Origin of the sequence: Micromonospora arida (genome assembly GCF_003857035.1) — a bacterium.
GTDB classification, from domain to species: Bacteria; Actinomycetota; Actinomycetes; order Mycobacteriales; family Micromonosporaceae; genus Micromonospora; species Micromonospora arida.
Genome location: NZ_QGSY01000316.1, coordinates 14697 through 39309, shown reverse-complemented (window position 1 = coordinate 39309; position 24613 = coordinate 14697). Strand labels below are relative to the sequence as shown.

Here is a 24613-nt window from a genome sequence, read left to right as displayed (position 1 = left end):
CTCCGCCACCCACCACGCCGCCGCCGACCACCACACCTCCGCCGGCTGGCTGGCCGACACCCACCGGCAGCCAGAAGGTGGACGCCACGATCCCGGTCTCCGGCTCTTTCGACGGTGGGCTCAAGCGCTACTACGGCATCGGTGACGGCGGGCAGAGCGAGAGCCAGGACCCGATGTTCGAGCTGGCCGCCGGCGCCACCCTGCGCAACGTGATCATCGGCGCCCCGGCCGGTGACGGCGTGCACTGCGAGGGCAACTGCACCCTGATCAACGTCTGGTGGGAGGACGTCGGCGAGGACGCGGCGACCTTCCGCGGCGGCACCACGTACACAGTCGACGGCGGCGGGGCCCGCTCCGCCAGCGACAAGGTCTTCCAGCACAACGGCTCGGGCACCGTCTACATCAAGAACTTCCGGGTGGAGAACGCCGGCAAGCTCTACCGCGCCTGCGGCAACTGCTCCACGTCGTACCAGCGGCACGTGGTGATCGACAACGTGATCGTCCGGAACACCGACGCGATCGCCGGCATCAACACCAACTGGGGCGACACCGCCCGGTTCAGCCGGATCACCATCGTCGGTGACCCGGACCGGGAGACCTCGATCTGCGTGAAGTACAAGGGCGTGCCGAAGGGCAGCGAGCCCACCGAGATCGGCGAGGGCGCCGACGGCGTCAACTGCCTCTACTCGCCCTCGGACATCACCTACCAGTAGACCGGCACGGCGGCACCCCGCGGACCGCCCGGTCCGCGGGGTGCCGTCACCTCAACCCATCAGGGGTACGCCGGAGACGTCGACAGTGTCCGGATACTTCAGCCCGGCACCGGTGTTGAGCACCACCACCCGTTCGCCGGCCCTGATCCACCCGCCCGCACGCAGTTGCCGGGCCGCCGTCAGGCAGGCCGCCCCCTCCGGGCAGAGCAGCAGCCCCTCCCGGGCGGCGAAGTCCCGCAGATCGGCCAGGATGTCCGCGTCGTCGACGGCGACTGCCGTGCCGGAGGACTCCCGCAGCGCCGCCAGGATCAGCTCGTCGCCCAGTGGGGCCGGCACGGTGATGCCGAACGCCACAGTGTGCGCGTCCGCCCACGGTTGCGCCCGATCCTCGCCGGCCGCGAAGGCCCGCACGATCGGGGCGCAGCCGGTGGACTGCACCGCCACCAGCCGGGGCAGCTTGTCGCCGATCCAGCCCAGCTCGCGCAGCTCGTGCAGCGCCTTGTGGATGCCGATCAGGCCGACCCCGCCGCCGGTCGGATAGATGATCACGTCCGGCGTCTGCCAGCCGAGCTGCTCGACGATTTCGTACCCCATCGTCTTCTTGCCCTCCAGCCGGTAGGGCTCGCGCAGCGTGCCGGCGTCGAAGATCGCCCCGTTCGACTCCGCGATCAGCTCGGCCACCCGCCGACCGGCGTCGCCGATCAGCCCGTCGATCAGGCGCAGGTCGGCACCGGCGGCGACGCACTCGCGCCGGCAGATGCTCGGCGCCTCCAGCGGCATGACGATGGTCGCGCCCATGCCGGCCCGCGCGGCGTACGTGGCCCAGGCCGACCCGGCGTTGCCGTTGGTGGGCATCGCGATCCGCTCGACGCCCAGCTCGCGGGCCCGACTCACCCCGACCGCCGCGCCCCGGGCCTTGAACGAGCCGGTCGGGATCAGCCCCTCGTCCTTGACCATCAGGTCCGTGATGCCGATCTCGGTGCCGTACGCCGGAGCCCGCAACAGCGGCGTCCAGCCCTCACCCAGCGTGGTGACGTGCCGAGGATCGGCGACCGGCAGCACCTCCCGGTAGCGCCACAGGTCGGCCGGGCGCAGCGGAAAGCGTTCCGGGGTGACCGCCTTCGCCACAGCCGGCAGGTCGTAGCGGGCCAGCAGCGGCGATCCACACTCGCAGAGATTCTGTAACCGGTCGGCGGCGTGCTCCTTGCCGCAGCGCGGGCAGTCCAGGTGAGTCAGGTACACGTCGCTCCTCGCCGTCACACCGCGTCGATGCTCTGCCAGTGCCGGCTGCGCCGCCCCGGCTGGTAGACCGAGTCCAGTCGCTTGGCGACCACGCCCGGCAGGCCCTGTTCCCGCCCGGCACGCAGGGCCTCGTCGCCCGCCCCCGGGAACCACGGCGGAGTCTGCGTACCGGACAAGACCAGCCCATCGAGCAGCTCCCGGCGTTGCGCGTACGGCACGTCGACGCTGCTCACGCCCTCCAACCACAGCAGGTCGACGATCAGGTACTGGGCGCCGGCGGGGACCCGGCTGCCGGTGGCCGGCCGGACCGGGCGGACCCGCCCGGCACCGTCGATGCGGACCAGCACACCGTCGAGCACCGCCTCGGTGGGCGCGAGCGCCTCGGCCATCGCGCGCAGCCACGGATACCCGCCGGTGATCTCCTCGTCGGTCTCGGAGAGCAGCCGCAGCCGCCCGCCGGAGACGTACGCCGTCGCCCGGACGCCGTCCCAGCGCAGCTCGTACCCCCAGGCGGCGCGGTCGCGGGGGAGCCCGGCGGCGGGCGTGCTGTGCATCGGTCGGACCAGATCCGGCATCGGCGTCCAGCCCGGCGGCGCGGGGTCGGTGCGGCGGACCATCCAGTCCCGTCCTCCGGTGGCGAAGAGGACGTAGCGGCCGGCGGTCCGCTCACCGGAGAGCGTCACGATCACCTCGTCGTCGCGCCACTTCTCGCAGCGGTAGGTGCCCCGGTCGTGGATCAGCATCCGGCCGCCGCCGTACTCACCGGCGGGGATCTCACCGGCGAAGTCGAGGTACTCCATCGGGTGGTCCTCGGTGTGCACGGCAAGGTGGTTGCGACCCGGATCGCGGGGCAGACCGCGCGGCACCGCCCAGGACGCGAGCACCCCCTCGTGCTCCAGGCGCAGGTCCCAGTGCAGGCTGCGGGCGTGGTGCTGCTGGATGACGAAGCGGGCGGCGTCCGCGTCGGGGCCGGCCGGCGGCGGGCTCTCCGACGGCACCGGCTCGGGTGTGCGGGCCACGTCCCGCCGTCGCCGGTACTCGTCCAGCCGGTCGGTCACACCCGTATTCTCCGGCAAACCGGACCGGTGCGCTGGATGCCGGAGTGTCCGGTTCGCTCGGCAGCCGAGGGCGCGGAGGGGTAGAACGGACCTCATGGACCTCACCGACCAGCCCGCCGCCCTGCTCCCCGGTGACGTGCGGATGCCCCTGCTCGGCTTCGGCACCTGGCAGGCCACCGGCCAGGCCGGCTACGACGCCGTGCTGGCCGCGCTCGACACCGGCTACCGGCACCTCGACACCGCCACGGTGTACGGCAACGAGCGGGAGGTCGGCCGGGCGGTGCGGGAGAGCGGGCTGCGCCGGGAGGACCTCTTCATCACCACCAAGCTCCCGCCGGACCGGGTGGGCCGGGAGCGCGCGACGCTGGAAGCCAGCCTGGAGGCGCTCGGCGTCGAACACGTGGACCTCTGGCTGATCCACTGGCCGCCGTCGTCGCCGGGGGACAGCATCCCGCTCTGGCGCGAGCTGCTCGCCGCCCGGGACGAGAACCTCGCCCGGGCGGTCGGGGTGAGCAACTACAGCACTGCGGAGATCGACGAGCTGATCCAGTCCACCGAGGAGAACCCGGCGGTCAACCAGATCCGGTGGAGCCCGTCGCTGTACGACCGGCAGCGGCACGCCGAGCACCGGGACCGGGGCGTGGTGCTGGAGGGGTACAGCCCGTTCAAGACCAGCGACCTCAGTGACCCGGTGCTGACCAGGATCGCCGGCGCGCACGGCGTCTCCCCGGCGCAGGTGGTGCTGCGTTGGCACATCGACCACGAGATCGTGGTGATTCCGAAGTCGGTGACCCCGGAGCGGATCACCGCGAACTTCGACGTCTTCCACTTCGCGCTCACGGCGGAGGAGATGCGCGACATGGACGCGCTCGGCGAGGTCTGATTCGGCGGTTTCCTTCAGCCGGCGACCTAGCAATGAAGGGTATCGACATCGACGTACGTGACGGTATAGCGTGCCCGTCATCACGATCGTCGATCCGTTCGTGTCCCCTGTCGCTGGAGGATCGCCATGGCCCGCTCACCGTCCATCCGTCTGCGCCGCCGAGGGGTGCTCGGCACCCCCGCCCTGGTGGTCGCCGCGCTGACAGTCGTCGCCCGACCCGCCTCGGCCAGCGCCGCGCCGAAGGCCGAGTGCCTCGCCGACCTGCTCCAGGACGCCTGATGGCCACCATTCCCTGGCTGGTGGACGTGCTGCGCGCCGCCGGGGTCCAGGTCGTCGTCGAGGGTGACTGGCTCAACCGGATGAGGCCCGGGTCCTTCGACCCGATCGGGGTGCTCTGGCACCACACCGCCGCGACCTCCAGCGCCAGCAACCCGCACCCGGCGCTCAACATCTGCATCAACGGCCGGTCGGATCTGGCCGGCCCGCTCTGCCAGGCGCTCGTCGACTACAACGGCGTCTTCCACGTCATCTCGGCCGGCCGGTGCAACCACGCCGGGGCCAGCGGCGGCAGTGGGCCGATCCCGGCCGGAGACGGCAACACCCTGATGATCGGGTGGGAGATCGACTACAACGGCGTCAACCAGGAGATGACCGCCGCGCAGTACAACGCCTCGATCGCCGCCACCGCGGCCGTGCTCACCCGGCTGGGCCGCAACAGCAGCTACGCCCGGGGGCACCGGGAGACCAGCACCTCCGGCAAGATCGACCCGTCGTTCATCGACCTGAACGTCATGCGCGCCGACGTGGCCGCGAAGATGTCCGGCGGGAACCCACCGGCGTGGTCCTCCATCGTGGACAACACCACCGCCGGCCGGTTCACCGCCAGCGCCAACTGGGGTGTGTCGACGTACTCGGCGCAGCGGTACGGCGCCGACTACCGGTACGCGGAGCCGGTCGCGGCCAGTGACGCCGCCTGGTACAAGTTCAACGTCCCGGCCACCGCCAACTACCGGGTCGACGCCTGGTGGCCGGCGACCTCCGGATACAACGGTGCCGCCCCGTACATCGTCGCCACGACCACCGGCAACCGGACGGTCGTCGTCGACCAGCGGGCCACCGGCGGGCAGTGGCGGTCCCTCGGCACGTTCACACTGCCGGCCGGGGACGCCAACCGGGTGGCGGTGAGCCGGTGGAGCAACGCCACCGGTCTGATCGTCGCCGACGCCGTCCGCCTCACCCGCGTCTGACCTCGCCGCCCGCCGGTCCCGCCCGGTCCTGGCCGGGCTTGATCGACTCGGCTTTCCGGAAGTCGGGGTGTCCCACGTGCGAGGATGCCCCGACTTCAAGGAACCCGAGTGGATCTTTTGAGTGGTGGGGGCGCGACCGCGTGGTCGCGCCCCCACGACAGTTCACGAGCGGGAGCAGTTCGCCCCGTTGAGCGAGAAGCTGGTCGGCGACGAGTACGACCCGTTCAGGGTGCCCTGGTAGCCGAAGCTGGCCGTGCCTCCAGGTGCGATCGACCCGTTGTGGCCGACGTTACGGGCGGTCACCGCGGAGCCGCTCTGGCTCACCGTGGCGTTCCACGCGTTGGTGACCGTCTGCCCGCTGGGCAGGCTGTAGTTGAGCGTCCAGCCGTTTATCGCGCTGGAACCGGTGTTGGTGACCTGCACGTCGGCAGTGAAGCCGTTGCCCCACGAGTTGGCCGTGTACTTCACCGCGCAGCTCGCGCCACCGCCCGGCGGCGGGGTCGTCGGCGGCGGGGTGGTGGGGTTGCCGCCGCCGTTGACGTTCGCCGAGAACGAGGTCACCGCGAGGCCGACGCCACCCTGCCACGGCTCGAAGCCGGCCTGGATGCTGGTCAGGTACCAGGAGTTGGTGATCGCGCCCCGGTTGCGCGTGTCGTTGATGAAGTCCAGCACGCTGAAGTTCAGGCTGGAGATCGCGGACGACGCGACGTAGGAGATGACGTTGTTGGAGCCGTTGCTGCCCCGCCAGACCTCCCAGGTGCGCCCGGCCAGGTTCGTCGTGCCGACGACCGAGCCGATGGGCTGGATCGGGCCCTGCCGGTTGAGCCAGATCATGATCTCCATCTGGTTCACCCCGTCCCGCTTGGGCGACGGGTCCAGCCAGATGTCGTACGACGCGTTGTAGGTGGCGCCGCTGACGTAGCGGTAGGAGATGCTGCTGGTGGCGCTGCTGATCTGGCTCACCTGGATCGGCAGGTTCGTGCCGGGGGAGCAGTTGGTGTAGTGACAACCGAAGAACACCGACGGGTACGCCGTGGGCGCCCCGTTGGTGGGGCTGCTGCCGTTCAGAGTGGTGATCTCGAAGCCGTTGTTGGTGGCGTTGATGCACTGCTGGGCGGTGGTGCCCCAGCGGTTGTTCTGCACCACGTAGCGGCCCTGGATGACGGTCGAGCCGTACTGTTCGCAGATCTGGGTGTCGGCGGAGGCGCTGCCGCCGAGGGCTACTGCCACCAGCGAACTGGCGACCAGCAACCCGGCGGCGGCCAGGGCCCGAAGTTGACGTTTCATGACACTCCTTGACTCGGCGCGTGCCGGGCGCCGGATGTGGTGGGGCAGTGCGGGAGCGCTCCCACACTCAACGACACATTTACATGTCTGAAACTGGTACGCAACCGTCCGGGTCGAACTGGTGAATTGTGAGGATTGCCATCTCCCGCCGGACGGCTGGCTGCGGACGGCCAGCCAAGCGGCGCGGGTCGCCGACGGGCGGCGGGGTGCGGACCGATTGGGCCTGGTGTGCGCCGATCGCTCCGAGTAGCGTGTTGCCTCCAACGCGTGCCGCTCCCCCTCCGGAGGCGTACACCACCATGGGTGGCTCCCCCCTGCGCATCCTCGTCGTCGGCGCGGGCATCGCCGGCCTGGCCGTGGCCCGGGCGCTGCGCCTGGCAGGCTTCCGGCCCGACGTCACCGACAAGTTGCCGCCGGGGGAGTCCACCGAGACCGGTCTCTACCTGCCCGGCAACGCCGCCCGCGCGCTACACCGGCTCGACCTGCACGACCCGGTCCGGCCGATCGGGCAGGTGATCCGTCGGCAGCGGTTCTTCGACGCCGCAGGCGCGCAACTCTGCGAGGTCGACCTCGACGCCCTCTGGGCCGGCGTCGGCGAGTGCCGGGCGCTACCCCGGGCCGACCTGCACCGGGTGCTGCTCAGCGGTGCCGGCGGCGCCGTCCGGCACGGCGCCGAGGTCCGCACCCTGGACCTGCTCCCGGGCGCGGTTGGCGTCACCTTCACCGACGGCACCACCACGGAGTACGACCTGGTCATCGGCGCCGACGGGCCACGCTCCTCGGTCCGCGCCCTGGCCGCGCTCGGTGGGCCGCCACGCCCGGTCGGGCAGGTGGTCTACCGGGCCGTCCTGCGCGACGGTCCACCGGTCACCGAGTGGACCGCACTGCTCGGCCAGCGCTCCGGGTTCCTGATGGTGCCGATCGGGGCCGGGCGGCTGCACCTCTACGCCGACGAGGCCGGCACCGAGGAACCCGCCGACCCTCTCGCACGGCTGCGGGACCTCTTCGCCGACTACCGCGGCCCGGTACCCGAGGTGCTGTCGGCCCTCGACGAGGTGCATGTCGGGATCACCGACGAGGTGGAGTTGGGCCGCTGGTACCGAGGCCGTGTCCTGCTGGTCGGCGACGCCGCGCACGCCACCGCGCCGACGCTGTCGCAGGGTGCGGCCATGGCCCTGGAGGACGCCGTGGTGCTGGCCGAGTCGCTGCGTGCCGCCAACAGCGTGGAGGCGGCGCTCGTGGCGTACGAGAGTCGTCGCCGTCCGCGTACCCGATGGGTGCGGGACCGGACCCGGGACCGCAACCGGACCAGGGACGTGCCGCCGGCGCTGCGGGACCCGCTGCTGCGCGGACGCGGCGACCGGATCTTCGGAGAGCACTACCGGCTCCTGCTCGGCCCGCTGTAGACCCGTAGTAGATCGTGTCACGCCACCCCACGCGGCGCTGCGACCTGCCGGGGACTATCCTCCTTGCGGATGACGGCCCGCCGATAACCAGCGTGTGCCGAGCGGGACAACCGAGAACCGGAGGCCACTCGTGACCACCGTCGCACCCAAGCCGGTCGTGACCCGGCCCTGGCCGGTCCGGGAGCCGGTCAAGGGGTCGGCCATCGCGCGGCTGCTGCGAACCACGGACGCGAAGCAAATCGGGATCATGTACATGGTCACCGCGTTCGTGTTCTTCATGATCGGTGGCCTGATGGCCCTGGTCATGCGTGCTGAGCTGGCCCGACCCGGGCTGCAGTTCCTGTCGCCCGAGCAGTACAACCAGCTCTTCACGATGCACGGCACGATCATGTTGCTGTTCTTCGCGACGCCGATCGTGTTCGCATTCGCGAACTACATCGTGCCGATCCAGATCGGCGCGCCTGACGTCTCCTTCCCCCGACTGAACAGCTTCGCCTACTGGCTGTATCTGTTCGGCGGGACGATGGCGACCGCCGGATTCATCACCCCGGGTGGCGCCGCTGACTTCGGCTGGTTCGCGTACGCGCCCCTGAGCAGCGTCGAGCACTCGCCGGGCGTCGGCGCCAACATGTGGATCATGGGTCTGGCCATCTCCGGCCTGGGCACCATCCTCGGCGCCGTGAACATGATCACCACGGTGCTGACCCTGCGCGCGCCCGGCATGACCATGTTCCGGATGCCGATCTTCACGTGGAACATCCTGGTCACCAGCCTTCTGGTGATCCTGGTCTTCCCGCTGCTGGCCGCCGCGCTCTTCGCGCTCGCCGCGGACCGCATCCTCGGCGCGCACGTGTACGACCCGGCAACCGGTGGGCCGATGCTCTGGCAGCACCTGTTCTGGTTCTTCGGGCACCCCGAGGTCTACATCGTGGCGTTGCCGTTCTTCGGCATCATCAGCGAGGTCATCCCGGTCTTCTCCCGCAAGCCGATCTTCGGCTACAAGGGTCTGGTCGCCGCGACCGTCGCGATCGCCGCGCTCTCCATGAGCGTCTGGGCGCACCACATGTTCGCGACCGGCCAGGTGCTGCTGCCGTTCTTCAGCTTCCTGAGCTACCTGATCGCCGTGCCGACCGGTATGAAGTTCTTCAACTGGATCGGCACCATGTGGCGGGGCCAGATCAGCTTCGAGACGCCCATGCTCTGGGCGGTCGGCTTCCTGGTCACCTTCCTCTTCGGTGGTCTCACCGGTGTGCTGCTGGCCAGCCCGCCGATCGACTTCCACGTGTCGGACTCGTACTTCGTGGTGGCGCACTTCCACTACGTGCTCTTCGGCACCATCGTGTTCGCGGTCTTCGCGGGCATCTACTTCTGGTTCCCGAAGATGTTCGGCCGGATGCTCGACGAGCGCCTGGGCAAGGTGCACTTCTGGCTCACCATGATCGGCTTCCACACCACGTTCCTGGTGCAGCACTGGCTCGGCAACGAGGGCATGCCCCGTCGGTACGCCGACTACCTGCCCAGCGACGGCTTCACCACGCTGAACATGATCTCCACGATCGGCGCGTTCATCACCGGTATCTCCACGCTGCCGTTCATCTACAACTGCTGGAAGTCGTACAAGACCGGTCCGGTGGTCGAGGTGAACGACCCCTGGGGCCACGGCAACTCGCTGGAGTGGGCGACCAGCAGCCCGCCGCCGCTGCGCAACTTCGACCGGATGCCCCGGATCCGTTCCGAGCGGCCGGCGTTCGACGCGAAGTTCCCGGAGTTGGCGGCCGGTGGCCAGAGCCTGGCCGGCCCGCCGGAGGGTGGCGCCAAGCCGCTCACCAGCGAGTCGGACGGCGGAGCCAGCTACCGCGAGGACACCGCGAGCGACGTCGACCGGCACTGACGCTCAAGCTCAGCAGTACGACGGGCGCCGCCCCCGGGACACCGGGAGCGGCGCCCGTCGTCATGTCCAGCCCACCGTCTCCTACTGCTCGCCCTCGTCGCGGCCGCTCCCCATCGCTTCCTCCAGGCCCGCTCGGCGTCGGCCCGGTCCGGCCTGGTCTGGCGTCGGCGTGGCCCGCCCGGCGTCGGCGTAGCTCCGGGGCAGGCCATGTCCCTAGTGAGCGTGATGTCTGTGAGTCATCACAATGACTCACAGACATCACGCTCACTGGCGTGTATGCCTGCCGGCTGTCGGGCGGACACCGCGATCTGCAGTCGTCGCGGCACGCCCCCAGGCCGCCGAATCTGGGCCCGGCCGTTAGCGGGCGGCGGGAGTGAGGTCGACCTCGACGGGCTGCGGGGTGGCCGCGTCGGCGTTGCGGCGGCGGCGCAGCTCGATCGGGAGCACCACCAGGGTGACCAGCGCGCCGAGCGCACCGGTCACCACGAAGCCCCAGAGTGGCGCGCTGGCGTCGATCACCGCGCCGGCGAGCGGTGCGCCGACCGCGATGCCGACGGTGACCGCGGAGCCGTGCAGACCCATCGCCTCACCGCGTACCTCGGCCGGAACCAGGCGGCTGACCGCGTCCGAGCCGGCGGCGATGGTCGGCGCGCAGAGCGCGCCGGCGGGGATCAGCGCCAGGCACAGCAGCCACCAGTGCGCACCGCCCAGCCCCACCGGAATGGTGCACAGGGCCAGTGCGGCGGTCAGCGCCAGCGGGGAGAACGAGCGGTGCACGGCCCCGTACGCGAAACCGCCGGCCAGCGAGGCGACCGCCCAGATGGCCAGGACCGCGCCGGTCCACCCGACCTCGCCGCTGGCCCGCAGGACGGCGACCACCGCCACGTCGGTGCCCCCGAGCACCAGGGTCGCGGCGGCGCTGAGCGCCAGGACCGCGAGCAGTCGGGGGGTCAGCCACTCCCGGCGCGGCACCCGGCGTTGGGGGCCGGTGGGCTCGGTGGCCTCCCGGATCGGTGGGTTGACCATCCACAGGGCGATCCCGGCGGCGACGATGCCGCCACCGACCAGATACATGGTGGTCTGCGCGGAGATCGCGGTGACCAGGGCCACCGCCAACGCGGGGCCGATCATGAAGGACAGCTCCACCGACATCGAGTCCAGTGCGTAGGCCGGGCGGCGTTGGTCCTCGGGGACCAGCGCGGCGATCGACTGACGGACCACGGAGAAGATGGGTAGGGCCAGGGAGCCGGCCACGAACGCGGCCGGAAGGAGCACGGGGTACGTCAGCGACGGCGCGGTGGACCAGAAGATCGCCTCGGCGATGGCGGTGAGCACCAGGACCGGGCGCAGTCCACGTCGGTCCACGAGTCGGCCGAGCAGCGGCCCGCCGATCGCCGCGCCCACGGTCACCGCCGCACCCACCAGGCCGGCCGCCCCGTAGCCCCGATCAAGATCGAGCACCACGTGGAAGGTCAGCGTCACCCCGGTCGCGGTGAGCGGGATGCGGGCGAGGACGGCAACCAGTAGCAGCGACCGCAGGCCGGGCAGGGCGAGCGCCCGCCGGTAAGGCTTCATGTTCACGTGGGTCCGTACCTCCGGCGACATCCTCGACCGGCGCCGGCCCCTTGGCCAACCAATTAGCGCCTCATGCGGCCCTGATCACAGGCTGGCCATGCATGATCACCCCGGCGCCCTCCATGGCGCGCAGGGCCACGTCGGTGGTCGCCGGGGCGACGGCGGCGGTCAACTCCAGCAGCACGGTGGTGGCGAAACCCTCCCGGGCGGCGTCCAGCGCGGTCGCCCGGACGCAATGGTCCGTGGCGATGCCGACCACGTCGACCCGGTCCACGTCGCGCCGGCGCAGCCAGTCGGCCAGGCACTCGCCGTCGTCCGCATGCCCCTCGAAACCGGAGTACGCCGCCGCGTGCTCGCCCTTGTGGAAGATCGCCTCGACCCGGGCGGTGTCCAGCTCCGGGTGGAACTCCGAACCGCTGGTGCCGACCACGCAGTGCCGGGGCCAGGACTCCACGAAATCCGGCGGATCGCCGAAGTGGGCACCCGGGTCGACGTGGTAGTCCTTGGTGGCGACCACGTGCGTCCACCGGTCCGGCTCGGTGGCGAGTAACCGGGAGATGCCGGCGGCCACCCCTGCGCCGCCGGCGACGGCCAGCGAGCCGCCCTCGCAGAAGTCGTTCTGCACGTCCACGATGATCAGCGCGTTGGCCATCGGGGGTTCCTCTCTCCGCACGGTCGGTCGGTGGCGCTCGGGGATGACTCAGCCAGCGGGTACGACGGTGACCGGCACGGCCGGGTCGCCGGCCGAGAGCTTCAGTCCCTCCCACGGGATGGAGATCAGACACTCCCGCAGGTGCTCCCGTGACTCGTCGAGGGTGGGCAGCGGCACCGACTCACCGGCGACCACGTACGACTGCTGGAGCAGGCGGTCGTTGGGCTGCCGGTCGGGAACGCCCTGCGGGACGATGACCTCCTCGGTGGCGGTGCCGGTCGGCTTGTGCCGACGGACCGCGACCTTCCGGCCGCCGATGGTCGCCTTGTGCTCGGAGCGCTTCACCACCGGCCGTCCCTCGACCTCGACCAGTTTGTAGACCAGCCCGGCGGTCGGTGCCCCGGAGCCGGTGACCACGGCCGTGCCAGCTCCGTACATGTCCACCGGTTCGGCGGCCAGCGCGGCGATCGCGTACTCGTCCAGGTCACCGGAAACGATGATCTTTGTTTCGGTGGCGCCCAGCGAGTCGAGCAACTCCCGGGACTGCTGAGCGATCACCGCGAGGTCGCCGGAGTCGATCCGTACCGCCCGCAGGTCCGGCCCGGCCACCGCGATGGCGTTGCGGATGCCCTGGCTGATGTCGTACGTGTCGACCAGCAGCGTGGTGTCCTTGCCCAGCGTGGCGACCTGCGAGGCGAACGCCGCCCGCTCGTCGTCGTGCAGCAGGGTGAACGCGTGCGCCGCCGTGCCCGCCGTCGGGATGCCGTAGCGCGCGCCGGCCGCGAGGTTGGACGTGAACCGGAACCCGGCCAGGTACGCGGCCCGCGCCGCGGCCACCGCCGCCTCCTCGTGTGCCCGACGCGACCCCATCTCGATCAGCGTCCGGCCCCGCGCCGCGGTCACCATCCGGGCCGCCGCGGCGGCCACCGCACAATCGTGGTTGAGCACGGACAGCGCCAGCGTCTCCAGCACCACACATTCGGCGAAGCCGCCGGAAACGGTGAGGATCGGTGAACCGGGGAAGAACAGCTCACCCTCGGCGTACCCGTCGATGTCGCCGGTGAAGCGGTAGTCGGTGAGCCACGCCGCCGCCGCCTCGTCGACCACCCCGGTCCGGAGCAGGAACTCGACCTCGGTGGGGTCGAACCGGAAGTCGCGGATCAGCTCGATCAGCCGGGCCGTCCCGGCGACCACGCCGTACCGACGGCCGCTGGGCAGCCGGCGGCTGAACACCTCGAAGACACACCGGCGGTCGGCGGTGCCGTCCTTCAGTGCCGCGCTGACCATGGTCAGCTCGTAGTGGTCGGTCAGGAGCGCGGGGCGGTGGATGCTCACCGCCCCAGCCTAAGGTTCAGCTCAGGTCGCCGCCGTCGTGGCCCGGGATCGAGCGCAACGCCGCCCACAGCTCGGCCCGGCCGGTGACGCCGAGCTTGGCGTAGATCCGTTGGAGGTGGTTTTCCACGGTGCGCGCCGAGAGGTAGAGCCGTTCGGCGATGGCCCGGCTGGGAGCGCCATGCGCGGCGAGGCGTGCCACCTGCCACTCCCGCTCGGTGAGCACGGGCGCCCCGGCCTGGAGCGCCGGCGTCCGGATCAGGTCACTGCGCCCGAGCAACCCGGCGAGGCGCTCCCGGGCGTCGTTGGCGGCAGCCGAGTGCCGCCGGCGCAGCCGCTGGACGGCCTGGGAGGTGGCCTCGGCGGCGTACACGGTCAACTCCAGGGCGGCATAGTCGTCGGCGACAGCGAGCAGATCGGTGGGAGAGTCGGTCACCGCGGCGCGGGCGTGCCGGGCCAGCAGCGGCGGGAGCACCCCGTCGACCCGCTCGGAGAGCTCGGCGAGGCGTTGCGCGACGGTGCGCCGACCACCGTCGAAGCAGGTGGGGCCGACCGCCATGCCCGCCTGGTCGAGTCGGACGAGGTCGTGCAGGACATGCACCTCGTGCCCGGCGAAGCCGTCCGAGCGCAGCCGATCCACCAGGTCACCGAGGTGTTTGACAGCGCCCGGCAGGTCGCCCGAGGCGGCGAGTGAAGCGCCCCGGGCCTGCTCCAGCCACGGGTAGAGCACCGCCATGCCCGGCGCGTGGGTGCGGTCGGCTTCGGCCATCGCCGCAACCGCCTGCACGGCGTCACCGCGCAGCGCCGCCGCCTGGGCGCGTTCGGCCTGGGCCAGACCGGCGTAGACCCGACTCGTGGCCAGCACCGCGCAGGCACCCAGCGAGGTCCGCATGGCCGCGTCGCTCTGCCCGCGCAGCCGGGCCGCGTACGCCTGGAGGATGGCCAGGTAGCCGGTGCCGAGGCGGAAGTCGCCGGCTCCGGCGAGGTCGGCGAACTCGTCGGCCACGATCGCGTCGATCCCGGCGAGGTCGCCGGTGAGCATGAGCCGGGTGCCTCGGGCCAGCTCCAGGGCCAACTGGAGGTACGGCATGTCGGTGCGCCAGCTCGCCGCGGCCGAGTGCACCTGGGCGATCGCCGTACCGCTACGGGTCAGCTCGCCCTGCGCGGCCTGGACGTACGCGATGGTGGAACGGGCCAGCTCGCGGGCGGCGACGCCGGCCGCCGGCCGGTCCAGTACCCGTCGGCTGAGCCGCACCGCGGTGGTCGTGTCCAGTCGGTGCAGGCGCATGATCGCCTCGAAGGCGTGCACCCGGGACCGGTCGGCGGAGTCGCTGAGCTGCTCGACCCGGCTTGCGATCTCCTCCACCGTGGACTCCTGGCTCAGCCCCCAGTAGCTGACCATGCCGCGTACGGTCAGCCAGCGGCAGAGGCGCCGCTCGTCGCCGGCCTCGGGGGTGACCGCGTCGAGGACGTCGATCGCCTCGTCGGGCCGGTCGGCGAACATCAGGATGGTGGCCAGCAGCTCCGCCGCGTCGTAGCCGCCGTCGGCGTCCAGCGCGGCCCGCGCCAGGCGGGTCGCCAGCGGCACGTCGTAGCGGGTGAACGCCTGCACCGCTGCGTCCAGCAGCAGAGCCGGATCCTGTGCGGTGCCCGAGTCGAGTCGCCAGACGGCCACCCGCAACAGGTCGTCGCGTCGGCGTTTGCCGACCTGCTCAAGCAGCTCGGCGAGGTGTGCCTGAAGTCGGCGGGTGCGGCTGACCGGGCAGCGACGGCGCATCACCTCGCCGTAGAGCGGGTGCGCCAGCCGGACGTTGGTGCGCCGGTCGTGCTGAATGACGGTGATCAGCCCGCGTTCCTCGGCGGTCTCCACGTCCGACTGCTCGGCGGCCTGCCGCAGGAGGTGCAGGCCCAGTGGTTCGCCGAACGCGACCAGCTCGACGACCGCGCGGACGCCGTCGGTGAGCTTGCCGACCCGGGTGTCGATGAGGTCGGTCAGGTTGGGCGCCAGTTCCAGTCGCCCGGTCCACTTCCAGATCCCGTACGTGCGCTTCAACTCGGCGCTGCCGTTGGCGGCGTGCACCAGCTCGCGCAGCAGCAGCGGATTGCCGGCCGACAGCCGGCCGAGCCGGTCGGCGGAGCCGGCGTCGACCGGGCCGCCCAGGATCGCCGCCAGCAGGTCGGTGGTCTCCTCCTGCGGCATCGGGGTCAGCTCGACGTGTTCGACCAGGTCGTCGGTCCAGAGTGCGCGGATCGGCAGCGGGATCTGCTCGCCGTCGCGCAGGGTGCCGACCACTGTGGCGTTCTCGGCGCGGGCGACCAGATGCACAAGTGCGGCCGAGGGGGGATCGAGCAGGTGGGCATCGTCGATGGCGAGCACGATCCGTCGGCCGGCCGCCTGCTGTTGCAGCACGTTGAGCGCCCAGCGCAGGATGCCGGCGGGGGAGAGGCCCTGGGGCTGCTCGGCGGGGAGGACCTGGACCAGCCCACCGAATGGCAGCGCGGCGGTGGTGGCGCTGGCGGCGATGGACCAGATCGCGAACCGGTCGGTGGGCAACGCGCCCACGCCCTCGCGCAACAGCCGACTCTTGCCGATGCCAGCGCTGCCGCTGAAGAAGAGCCCGCGGCCGGCCTCACCGGTCACCGCCTCCAGCAGGCGGTTCAGCTCACCCGTGCGGCCGACGAACTCCCATCGACTCATTCGCGCAGCATATCGACCGGAATCCGTCCGCGCCCGCACCGTCACGGTGCGAAGTTGAGTATTCGCACAATTACCGCTGAGTATTCGAGGTGTTCCGCCCGGTCGTCAGCCCGCCCGTAGTCTTCCGAACATCCGGGTTGACGTACCGGAACTTTCGCGACCGGACGTCCGGTCACCTGCAACGGGAGGCACCTGATGAAGCAGGGCCCTCTCCCCTCGGTTGATTCGCCGGACGACATGACCGGCCCAACTGACGCACCCGTCTGCGGCCCTCTCCCCGCCCGGGTCGGCGTGTCCGGCGCCGCCCCGGACGAGCCGCTGGGTGTGGTCGCCGTCGGGCCGGCCGGTGCTGAGCGGCGTGCCGTGCTCGCCACCCTGCTCGAGCTCGACCCGGTCATGCTCACCGTGCCGGCGGGCAGCTGGTTGGTGGTGCGCGACGCCAAGGTGCCCACCCGCGCGGCGTTCGTGCCCGGCTACCGCCAGCCGCACTCGTACGGCGCGGACCGGGACGCCGCCGGTCCGGCGTTGGCCCGCCCGCCCCGGCGGGTCGAGCTGAGCGTGCCCCAGCCGCTGCTGCGGCACTTCACCCTGGTCGACGTTCCGGACACCGCCACCCTCGGCGTGTCCGGCACCCGGGTGCTGCTCGAAGCGGCGGGTCGAGCCGGCGCGCTGCTCTTCGTGATCGCCGCCGACCAGGCCTTCACCGCCGTCGAGTTGAACCTGCTCGCTGAAGTCGCCCCGACCTCGGTGGAGGTCGTCTTCGCGGTCACCCCCGGCGCGGCGGGGTGGGCTCCGCTGGCCGACGGCACGGCGACTACGGAGGGCGCGGGGGCGTCCGTCCCGCCGGTCGGGGGTGCGGAGACCGAGGTGGACGCGGTCGCGGTGACGGTGGAGGCGCATCGGGCGGCGCTCCTGGCCGCGGTGCCGGCGCTGGCCGGTGCGCGGTGGTTCCCGGTCGACGGGGCCGACACCGCCGCCGACCTGCGGCGGGCTCTGGTGGGTTGGGCGTCGCGTGAGGGGTTGCAGCGGGCCAGCGTCGACCCACCGGTCCTGCCGGGCCAGCAGGGTCGCGTCGCCGTGGCCGCCGATCCGGGTGGCTGGTCCGAGCGGCTCGACCGCCACGCCCGCTCGTGTTCTCAGCGGATCCGCCAGCACCTCGCCCTGGAGTTGGCGAACATCCACCTTCGGGCCGTTCAGGAGATCGTGTTCGGCGTCGGCTGTGCCGGCCTACCGGATCTCCTCGACCGGGAGATGGCGGCGTTGTCGTTGTTGGCCACCGCGCAGTGCGATCAGGCGGTGCGCGGCATCATGACCGACGTCGCCTCCCAGGTGCTCGGCGCGCCACCGGCCGAAGGCGTGCGCCGCCGGATCGCCGCCGCGGTGCAGTACGGCCTGGCCGATCACCGGCCCGGCCACGAACTGGACAAGGTGCTGTTGATCACCAGTACGGCCGGCGTGGCCGAGTTGACCGGCCTGGAGGCGATCGACGCCGCCGCCAGCTATCCGGTGGCGTCCCGGGACGAGGTGCTCCCGCCCATAGCGGTGGCGCTTTCCGGCGGGTGCTGGCAGCAGTGGCGCACGCCCGGCAACGGCGACCACAGCGCGGCGCGTGCCTGGTCGCAACGGGCGGTGCGTGAGGTCGAGTTGGGGTTGTCCAGGGAGATATCCCGACGGTTCGAGGTGATCCGCCTCTCGCTGGGCGTGGTGCTCTCCGATGCAGTCGATCACGGCATTCTGCTCGCCTGACGGCGCGCCCACCGGTTGGTCCGGGTCCGGGCCGGACCTCACCTCCGACGGCGTCCGGGGCGGGTCGGGAGGGCCCGGGGTGGGTGATCCGCGCCGGGCCGGCGTTCCGGTTCCTCGGTTCCGGGAAACCGGTGGCACGATGGGGGGCATGGCGGCTCCGCAGGTTGCACCGGTCGAGACGCCGGACACTGACGAGGTGCCGGCGTCCGACCGGCAGTGGGTGACGATCGTGTGGGACGACCCGGTCAATCTGATGACGTACGTGACCTGGGTCTTCCAGAAGCTTTTCGGCTACAGCCGGGAGAGGGCCGAACAGCTGATGCTGGACGTGCACCACAAGGGCCGTGCCGTGGTCTCCACCGGTGCCCGCGAACGGATGGAGCACGACGCGTCGCAGCTGCACGCGTACGGGCTGTGGGCGACGGTGGACAGATCATGAGCATGTTCCATCGCCAGGCCGGCCATTACGTCGCCGTGTTCGCCGTCGACGAGGTGCGGGTGCTGCGCAAGGTCGCCAACGAGGTGGTGGGTCTGCTCACCGATGGCTTCGACCACACCGACCCGGTGGTCGGTCGGCTCTTTCCGGCGGTCTACCCACAGGACGCTCCGGGCACCGCCGAGTTCCGCCGCTACACCGAGGGCGACCTGAAGACCGCGAAGATCGATCAGGCGGGGGCGATCCTGGCCGCGTTGCCGGACGACGCCGGTGGCGAGGTGCGGTTGGACGCCGAGGCCGCCGAGGCGTGGTTGCGGGCACTGAACGACGCCCGGCTCGCGATGGGCGTCCGCCTGGAGATCAAGGACGGCACGGATCTGGGCGAGGAGTTGGACGACGCGGTCGCTGAGGACCCCGGTTCCAGCCGGGTGTTCCAGCTTTCGGTCTACGCCTATCTCGGATATCTACAGGAGTCGCTGCTCAACGCCTTGATCGACTAGGGGTGACCGGCACCACTTCGGCCCGCGCCCGGCAGGCGTTAGGCTGGTACACGTGCTGAGCATCGACCGGTCGATCATCGACGCGATCGTCGCCCACGCGCGCCGGGATCACCCTGACGAGGCGTGCGGCGTGGTCGCCGGTCCCGTCGGCAGCGACACCCCGACCCGGCACATTCCGATGGACAATGCCGCGCGGTCGATGACCTTCTACGAGTTCGACTCGATGGAGCACCTGCGCGTGTGGCGGGAGATGGACGACCGGGACGAGGAGCCCGTCGTCATCTACCACTCGCACACCGCCACCGAGGCATACCCGTCGCGGACGGATGTCTCCTTCGCCGGTGAGCCGGGGGCGCACTACCTGCTCGTGTCGACCCGTGAGCCCGACTCGGAGGAGATCCGGTCGTTCCGGATCGTCGACGGCGTGGTCACCGAGGAGCCGGTCCGTGTCGTGGAGGCCGGTGTCGACCCGCACGCCGTCCAGTCCTACATGTTCGGGCAGAGCCCGGCGACGGTCGATTACGAGTGTTCCGGCCGCTGACCTGTCAGCGCCGCAGCCGTCTCGTCCCGTCACCGTAGGCACACCCGATCGAGGAGTTCCACATCATGGCTATTGAGGTTCGCATCCCCACCATCCTGCGCAGTTACACCGGCGGCGCCAAGGTCGTCGACGGCACCGGCGACACGCTCGCCGATCTGCTCACCGACCTGGATTCCCGGCACGGCGGTCTGCGCGGCCGGCTGATCACCGACGCGGGCACGCTGCACCGCTTCGTCAACGTCTACGTGAACGACGAGGACGTCCGATTCCTGGGCGCGCTCGACGCGAAGCTCTCCGACGGCGACAGCGTCACCATCCTGCCGGCGGTGGCGGGCGGCGCGTTCGGCTTCGCCGCGGCAGCGGCGATCAGCTCGCACAGCGCCGCGGCAGCGGCGATCAGCTCGCACAGCATCAGCTCGCAGAGCGCCGCCGTCGCGGTGGCCCGCGGCGCCGTCGCGGCTCGCTGAGGTCGGCCGCCATGGCGCGGTACGACAGTCTGCTCGACGCCAGCGGGGGTACGCCGCTGGTCGGCCTGCCCCGACTCTCTCCGACGGTGCCCGACGGGGCCCCTCCGGTGCGGCTCTGGGCCAAGCTGGAGGACCGCAACCCCACCGGCAGCATCAAGGACCGCGCGGCGCTGTTCATGGTCCGGGCGGCGGAGGAGGCTGGCCGGCTCCGTACGGGTGACACCATCCTCGAGCCGACGAGTGGCAACACCGGCATCTCGTTGGCGATGGTGGCGAAACTGCGCGGCTACCGGCTGGTCTGCGTCATGCCGGAGAACGTCTCCACCGAGCGGGTGCAGCTGCTCCGGATGTATGGGGCCGAGATCATCTTCTCGCCGGCAGCGGGTGGGTCCAACCAGGCGGTCGCCACGGCGAAGCAGATCGCCGTCGAGCACCCCGACTGGGTGATGCTCTACCAGTACGGCAACGAGGCCAACGCGCGGGCGCACTACGAGACGACCGGGCCGGAGCTGCTGCACGACCTGCCCAGCATCACGCACTTCGTGGCCGGGCTGGGCACCACCGGCACCCTGATGGGCACCGGGCGTTACCTGCGGGAAAAAGTCGAGGGCATTCAGATCGTGGCCGCCGAGCCGCGCTACGGCGAGTTGGTCTACGGCCTGCGCAACATCGACGAGGGGTACGTTCCGGAGCTCTACGACGCCTCGGTGCTCTCCCGGCGGTTCTCGGTCGGCACCCGGGACGCGGTGTTGCGTACCCGCCAGCTCGTGGAGGTGGAGGGCATCTTCGCCGGGTTCTCCACCGGTGCGATCCTGCACGCCGCGCTGGCGGTGGCGCACGAGGCGGTGCGCGACGGCCGCCGGGCCGATGTGGCCTTCGTGGTCTGCGACGGCGGGTGGAAGTACCTGTCCACCGGCGCGTACGGCGGCACCCTCGCCGATGCCGAAGACGCCCTGGACGGGCAGCTCTGGGCCTGACCGATCTGGTCTGCCGACTACGGGCCGTCGACATTCGTCGACGGCCCGTGCGCTTCCCGACGTACCGCGAGCGCGTGTCACGTTCGTGACAACTTCCGTTGGATGATTCTTGCTGCCGGGTGCGCCAGCGTAGGCTGCGCAGCGTGGCGTACGCGTCGGTAGAGATCATGGCCGGGACCGTCGCCGGCGCGGTTGCTACTGACAGTGACAGCGAGACCACTCGATGCGACTGACCGTTCTGGGAAGCGCCGGCAGTTTCCCTGGCCCCGAGTCGCCCTGCTCGGCCTACCTCGTCGAGGCCGACGGCTTCCGGCTCCTGGTCGACTTCGGCTCGGGGTCGCTGTCCAGCCTCCAGCGGTACGCGGGGTTGCACGCCCCGGACGCCATCCTGCTGACCCACCTGCACTGTGACCACATGTTCGACGCCGTGCTGTACGTGGTGGTACGCCGGTACGCCCCGGACGGCCCCTACCCGGCGCTGCCGGTGTACGCGCCCGCCGGGGCGCCGGACCGGCTCAGCGCCGCGTACGGCGACGACGGTTCGGTGGAGGACGTGTACCAGTTCTACGCGCTCCAGCCGGGCACCTTCCCGATCGGCCCGTTCGCCGTCACCGTCGACCGGGTCAACCACCCCGTCGAGACGTACGGCGTGCGGCTGGAGCACGACGGCCGGTCGTTGTGCTACTCGTCGGACACCGCGCCGTGCGAGGCGCTGCTGCGGCTGGCGCAGAACGCGGACGTCTTCCTCTGCGAGGCCAGTTACCTCGACGGCATCGACAATCCGCCGGATCTGCACCTGACCGGTCGGGAGGCCGGCGAGGCGGCGACCAAGGCCGCTGTGGGTCGGCTGCTGCTCACCCACCTGGTGCCCGCCTGGGGCAGCGAGGCGCACACGTTGGAGTCGGCCGCTTCCGCGTACGCCGGGCCGCTCGAGGTGGTCCGGCCCGGCGCCAGCTACGACGTCTGACGCAGCACGCCCGGTTCGCGAGTCCGGCCGGCGGTCGCCGGGTTCCTCGGTGTGCACGTCGCGGACGTTCCCCGGGGCACCGCGAGCGAGGTGGATCGCCGCACCGCATAGGGTGCAGGCATGGCGCGACCTGACGGGCGAGGGCCCTCTCAACTTCGACCGGTGACCCTGACCCGAGGCTGGAGCAACCATCCGGAGGGTTCGGTGCTCGTCGAGTTCGGCGGCACCCGGGTGCTCTGCACGGCGAGCGTCACCGAGGGGGTGCCCCGCTGGCGCAAGGGCTCCGGGCTCGGCTGGGTGACCGCCGAGTACGCGATGCTGCCCCGAGCCACCAACACCCGCTCCGACCGGGAAAGCGTCAAGGGTCGAGTCGGTGGCCGTACCCACGAGATCTCCCGGTTGATCGGCCGCAGTCTGCGGGCCAGCATCGACCTCAAGGCGCTCGGCGAGAACTCGATCGTGCTCGACTGCGACGTGCTCCAGGCCGACGGCGGCACCCGCACAGCCGCGATCACCGGCGCGTACGTCGCCCTGCACGACGCGGTGGGCTGGCTTGCCGCCCGCAAGTCGTTGGCCGGCAAGCCGGAGAAGGTGATGCACCGCTCGGTGGCCGCGGTCAGCGTGGGGGTCATCGCCGGGGAGGCCCGGCTCGACCTCTGCTACGAGGAGGACGTCGCCGCCGAGGTGGACATGAACGTGGTGCGCACCGGCGCGGGCGACTTCGTCGAGGTGCAGGGCACCGGCGAGGCCGGCGTGTTCGCCCGCGACCAGCTCGACGCCCTGCTCGACCTGGCCGTCGCCGGCTGCGCCGAGTTGGCCGAAGCCCAGCGAAAGGCGCTCTTCTCATGAACAAGGTCCTGCTCGCCACCCGTAACCGCAAGAAGCTGGTCGAGTTGCAGCGGATCCTGGACGGCGCGCTCGGCGCGCACCGGATCGCCCTGCTCGGGCTGGACGACGTCGAGCAGTACGCGGAACTGCCGGAGACCGGCCTGACCTTCGGCGAGAACGCGCTGATCAAGGCGCGGGAGGGCTGCCGGCAGAGCGGGCTGCCGACCATCGCGGACGACTCCGGCCTCGCGGTCGACGCTCTCAACGGCATGCCGGGGGTGTTCAGCGCCCGCTGGTCCGGCCAGCACGGCGACGACCGGGCCAACCTTCAGCTGGTGCTGGACCAGATCGCCGACGTCCCGGACGAGCAGCGGGCCGCCTCGTTCGTCTGCACCGTGGCGTTGGTGCTGCCCGGTGGCAAGGAGCACCTCGTCGACGGTCGGCAGTCCGGGCGGGTGCTGCGCGCGCCGCGCGGTGACGGCGGCTTCGGCTACGACCCGATCTTCCTGGGCGACGGGCAGGACCGGACCAACGCCGAGCTGACCCCGGCCGAGAAGGACGCGATCAGTCACCGGGGCAAGGCGTTGCGCGAGTTGGCCAAGCTGGTCGCCAAGGTACTGCCGCCGTCCGCGGGCTGAGACCGGGCTTGTCCGATTGACACCTGCGGGGTGGCGGAGCGATCGGTCGATGACATGTACTGATCTCGGGAGTCCGGGGAATCCGGATTGGCAGGTTGTCGGGGAGACGGGATGGCATGGGCCGGTAGGCGTGGTGTGCTGGCGGCACTGATGGGTGTCGGCCTGCTGGCCGCCAGCGGTGCTCTCCTGGCCTTCTCGGCCGACAAACCGGAGAGCGCGGCGCGTGGCTCCCGGGTCGTCGACCCCATTCCGCCGGCGCCACCGTTGACCCAGTCGCGCGATCCCCGCAGCGGGTTCGTCCACCCGGGTGTGCTTGTCAACAGCGCGCAGTTGAACTTCGTGAGCGGCAAGGTGAGGGCGGGCGAGGAGCCCTGGCGCTCGGCCTGGTTGGCCATGCAGCGCAGCCAGTACGCCGAGCTTTCCTGGCGTCCTCGGCCGGTGTCCACTGTGAACTGCGGCTACTACTCCCAGCCGGACACCGGTTGCACCGCGGAGGCCGAGGACGCGGTGGCCGCGTACACGCATGCTCTGATGTGGTGCTTCACCCGTGACCGTAGGTACGCGGAGAAGGCAATCGACATCCTGGACGCGTGGTCCGGCGTGGTCAAGAAGCACACCAACTCCAACGCACCGCTGCAGGCAGGGTGGGCCGGGGCGACGTTCGCGCGGACCGCAGAGCTGATCAAGCACACCTACACCGGCTGGGATCCCGCCTCGTTGGCCCGGACCGAACGGATGCTCCGGAAGGTCTACCTACCGGTGGTGCTCGGTGGCACCGATGGCATCAGGGCGGGGAACTGGGGCCTGATCATGCTCGATGCGGCCGTCGGCATCTCGGTGTTTCTCGACGACCGGGCTTCCTTTCTCAAGGCGATCGAGAAGTGGCGTATGCGCCTGCGGGCGTACGTCTATCTGCGCGGTGACGGGGCCATGCCGTACGCGCCGCCCGGCGATGCCCTCACGAAGTCGCAGCTCACCGACTACTGGGGCGGGCAGACCCTGCTCGTCGACGGGTTGGCGCAGGAGACCTGCCGGGACTTCCTGCACACCGGTTGGGGCCTCGCGGCGGCGGCGCACGTTGCCGAGACAGCGTGGATCCAGGGCCGCGACCTGTACGCGGAGGCACGCGAGCGGTTGACCCGCGCACTGGAGTTCCACAGCGGACTCGAGTCGGGCGGGTCGGTGCCGCCCTGGCTGTGCGGCGGTCAGCTCGTGACCGGGTTGGCGCCGTCACCCGAGGTGGCCTTCAACCACTACGGCACCAGGATGAAGCTCGACCTGCCGAACACCAGACGGGTCGTGGAGGCGGACCGGCCCGCCGGCCCGCCCGCCTACTTCTACGCCTGGGAGACGTTGACCCACGCCGGAGATCCGAACTGACGCGTCCACCTCGCGGTATGCAGAACGAGGGGACGCGCGGCGGGTGGCGGAACCGGCTCCCGGTCAGCGGGACGGGGCAACAAACGTATACCCTCGCCGTCGCCACCATTCTGTGGCGGTGTGGCCGCTGCGCGCCATGGTGTTACCCC

At 71.1% G+C, this 24613-nt stretch carries 23 protein-coding genes; 16 read left to right on the top strand and 7 right to left on the bottom strand.

All coding sequences use genetic code 11. The features are described 5' to 3' along the window. The coding region (locus DLJ58_RS31545; protein WP_167493761.1) for a pectate lyase at positions 1–713 on the top strand (713 nt) is incomplete at its 5' end. A gap of 51 nt (positions 714–764) precedes the next feature. On the opposite strand, the gene DLJ58_RS31540 is transcribed toward DLJ58_RS31545, so the two are convergent. Together DLJ58_RS31540 and DLJ58_RS31535 are read right to left on the bottom strand one after the other, a co-directional pair. Further along, positions 765–1955 (bottom strand): threonine synthase, encoded by a 1191-nt coding sequence (locus tag DLJ58_RS31540; RefSeq protein ID WP_124862194.1) that lies wholly within the window; start codon positions 1953–1955, stop codon positions 765–767. A gap of 14 nt (positions 1956–1969) precedes the next feature. After that, positions 1970–3013, bottom strand: coding sequence for a DNA polymerase ligase N-terminal domain-containing protein (locus tag DLJ58_RS31535; protein WP_124862191.1), 1044 nt, complete (start codon positions 3011–3013; stop codon positions 1970–1972). Positions 3014–3107: 94 nt separating this feature from the next. On the opposite strand from DLJ58_RS31535, the gene DLJ58_RS31530 reads away from it, so the two are divergent. From DLJ58_RS31530 to DLJ58_RS31525, 3 genes are all read left to right on the top strand, one after another. After that, positions 3108–3896: an aldo/keto reductase gene (locus DLJ58_RS31530; RefSeq protein WP_124862188.1), complete on the top strand. Its 789-nt coding sequence runs from the start codon at positions 3108–3110 to the stop codon at positions 3894–3896. 126 nt (positions 3897–4022) lie between these two features. Further along, a complete protein-coding gene (locus tag DLJ58_RS34170; RefSeq protein ID WP_167493760.1) occupies positions 4023–4175 on the top strand; it encodes a hypothetical protein in 153 nt (50 codons plus the stop codon). Next, positions 4175–5143, top strand: coding sequence for a golvesin C-terminal-like domain-containing protein (locus DLJ58_RS31525; RefSeq protein WP_124862186.1), 969 nt, complete (start codon positions 4175–4177; stop codon positions 5141–5143). The genes DLJ58_RS34170 and DLJ58_RS31525 overlap by 1 nt, the downstream gene beginning before the upstream one ends. Positions 5144–5305: 162 nt before the next feature. Here the strand turns inward: DLJ58_RS31525 and DLJ58_RS31520 are convergent, their stop codons facing one another. Further along, on the bottom strand, positions 5306–6430 hold the full coding sequence (locus DLJ58_RS31520) for a glycoside hydrolase family 12 protein (RefSeq protein ID WP_124862183.1): 1125 nt from the start codon (positions 6428–6430) through the stop codon (positions 5306–5308). A gap of 299 nt (positions 6431–6729) precedes the next feature. Here DLJ58_RS31520 and DLJ58_RS31515 point away from each other — a divergent pair, with 299 nt between their 5' ends. Together DLJ58_RS31515 and ctaD are read left to right on the top strand one after the other, a co-directional pair. Beyond that, positions 6730–7836 (top strand): FAD-dependent monooxygenase, encoded by a 1107-nt coding sequence (locus DLJ58_RS31515; RefSeq protein ID WP_124862180.1) that lies wholly within the window; start codon positions 6730–6732, stop codon positions 7834–7836. Positions 7837–7966: 130 nt separating this feature from the next. Then, the gene (gene ctaD, locus DLJ58_RS31510) at positions 7967–9727 is read left to right on the top strand and encodes an aa3-type cytochrome oxidase subunit I (protein ID WP_124862177.1); all 1761 of its coding nucleotides are present in this window, start codon (positions 7967–7969) and stop codon (positions 9725–9727) included. Between the two features lie 357 nt (positions 9728–10084). On the opposite strand, the gene DLJ58_RS31505 is transcribed toward ctaD, so the two are convergent. From DLJ58_RS31505 to DLJ58_RS31490, 4 genes are read right to left on the bottom strand one after another with little or no spacing between them, the layout of a single operon-like run. Beyond that, complete coding sequence (locus DLJ58_RS31505) at positions 10085–11332, bottom strand: MFS transporter (RefSeq protein WP_124862174.1); 1248 nt, start codon at positions 11330–11332, stop codon at positions 10085–10087. Positions 11333–11372: 40 nt separating this feature from the next. After that, positions 11373–11954, bottom strand: a complete 582-nt coding sequence (locus tag DLJ58_RS31500) for an isochorismatase family protein (RefSeq protein WP_124862171.1) — start codon at positions 11952–11954, stop codon at positions 11373–11375. Positions 11955–12002: 48 nt separating this feature from the next. After that, entirely contained in the window at positions 12003–13289 is a 1287-nt protein-coding gene (locus DLJ58_RS31495; RefSeq protein WP_112678819.1) for a nicotinate phosphoribosyltransferase, read from the bottom strand. Positions 13290–13305: 16 nt separating this feature from the next. Further along, positions 13306–15984, bottom strand: a complete 2679-nt coding sequence (locus DLJ58_RS31490) for a LuxR C-terminal-related transcriptional regulator (RefSeq protein WP_124862168.1) — start codon at positions 15982–15984, stop codon at positions 13306–13308. 237 nt (positions 15985–16221) lie between these two features. On the opposite strand from DLJ58_RS31490, the gene DLJ58_RS31485 reads away from it, so the two are divergent. From DLJ58_RS31485 to DLJ58_RS31440, 10 genes are all read left to right on the top strand, one after another. After that, positions 16222–17730 (top strand): P-loop NTPase family protein, encoded by a 1509-nt coding sequence (locus tag DLJ58_RS31485; protein ID WP_244219210.1) that lies wholly within the window; start codon positions 16222–16224, stop codon positions 17728–17730. A gap of 148 nt (positions 17731–17878) precedes the next feature. After that, positions 17879–18169: an ATP-dependent Clp protease adapter ClpS gene (clpS, locus tag DLJ58_RS31480; protein ID WP_088946433.1), complete on the top strand. Its 291-nt coding sequence runs from the start codon at positions 17879–17881 to the stop codon at positions 18167–18169. Then, entirely contained in the window at positions 18166–18666 is a 501-nt protein-coding gene (locus tag DLJ58_RS31475; RefSeq protein WP_124862162.1) for a DUF2017 domain-containing protein, read from the top strand. Before clpS ends, DLJ58_RS31475 begins: the two co-directional genes overlap by 4 nt. A 52-nt stretch (positions 18667–18718) precedes the next feature. Continuing rightward, positions 18719–19207 carry a M67 family metallopeptidase gene (locus DLJ58_RS31470; RefSeq protein ID WP_030487200.1) on the top strand — a complete coding sequence of 163 codons (489 nt, stop codon included), beginning with the start codon at positions 18719–18721 and terminating at the stop codon, positions 19205–19207. A 65-nt stretch (positions 19208–19272) separates the two neighbouring features. After that, positions 19273–19674, top strand: a complete 402-nt coding sequence (locus tag DLJ58_RS31465) for a MoaD/ThiS family protein (RefSeq protein WP_124862159.1) — start codon at positions 19273–19275, stop codon at positions 19672–19674. 11 nt (positions 19675–19685) lie between these two features. Continuing rightward, entirely contained in the window at positions 19686–20651 is a 966-nt protein-coding gene (locus DLJ58_RS31460) for a PLP-dependent cysteine synthase family protein (protein ID WP_124862156.1), read from the top strand. Between the two features lie 223 nt (positions 20652–20874). Further along, positions 20875–21618: an MBL fold metallo-hydrolase gene (locus DLJ58_RS31455; RefSeq protein WP_124862153.1), complete on the top strand. Its 744-nt coding sequence runs from the start codon at positions 20875–20877 to the stop codon at positions 21616–21618. A gap of 120 nt (positions 21619–21738) precedes the next feature. Beyond that, positions 21739–22467 carry a ribonuclease PH gene (gene rph / locus DLJ58_RS31450; RefSeq protein WP_124862151.1) on the top strand — a complete coding sequence of 243 codons (729 nt, stop codon included), beginning with the start codon at positions 21739–21741 and terminating at the stop codon, positions 22465–22467. Continuing rightward, complete coding sequence (gene rdgB, locus DLJ58_RS31445; protein WP_124862148.1) at positions 22464–23084, top strand: RdgB/HAM1 family non-canonical purine NTP pyrophosphatase; 621 nt, start codon at positions 22464–22466, stop codon at positions 23082–23084. The genes rph and rdgB overlap by 4 nt, the downstream gene beginning before the upstream one ends. A gap of 111 nt (positions 23085–23195) precedes the next feature. Further along, positions 23196–24464, top strand: a complete 1269-nt coding sequence (locus tag DLJ58_RS31440; RefSeq protein WP_124862145.1) for an alginate lyase family protein — start codon at positions 23196–23198, stop codon at positions 24462–24464. Positions 24465–24613 lie beyond the last annotated feature (149 nt).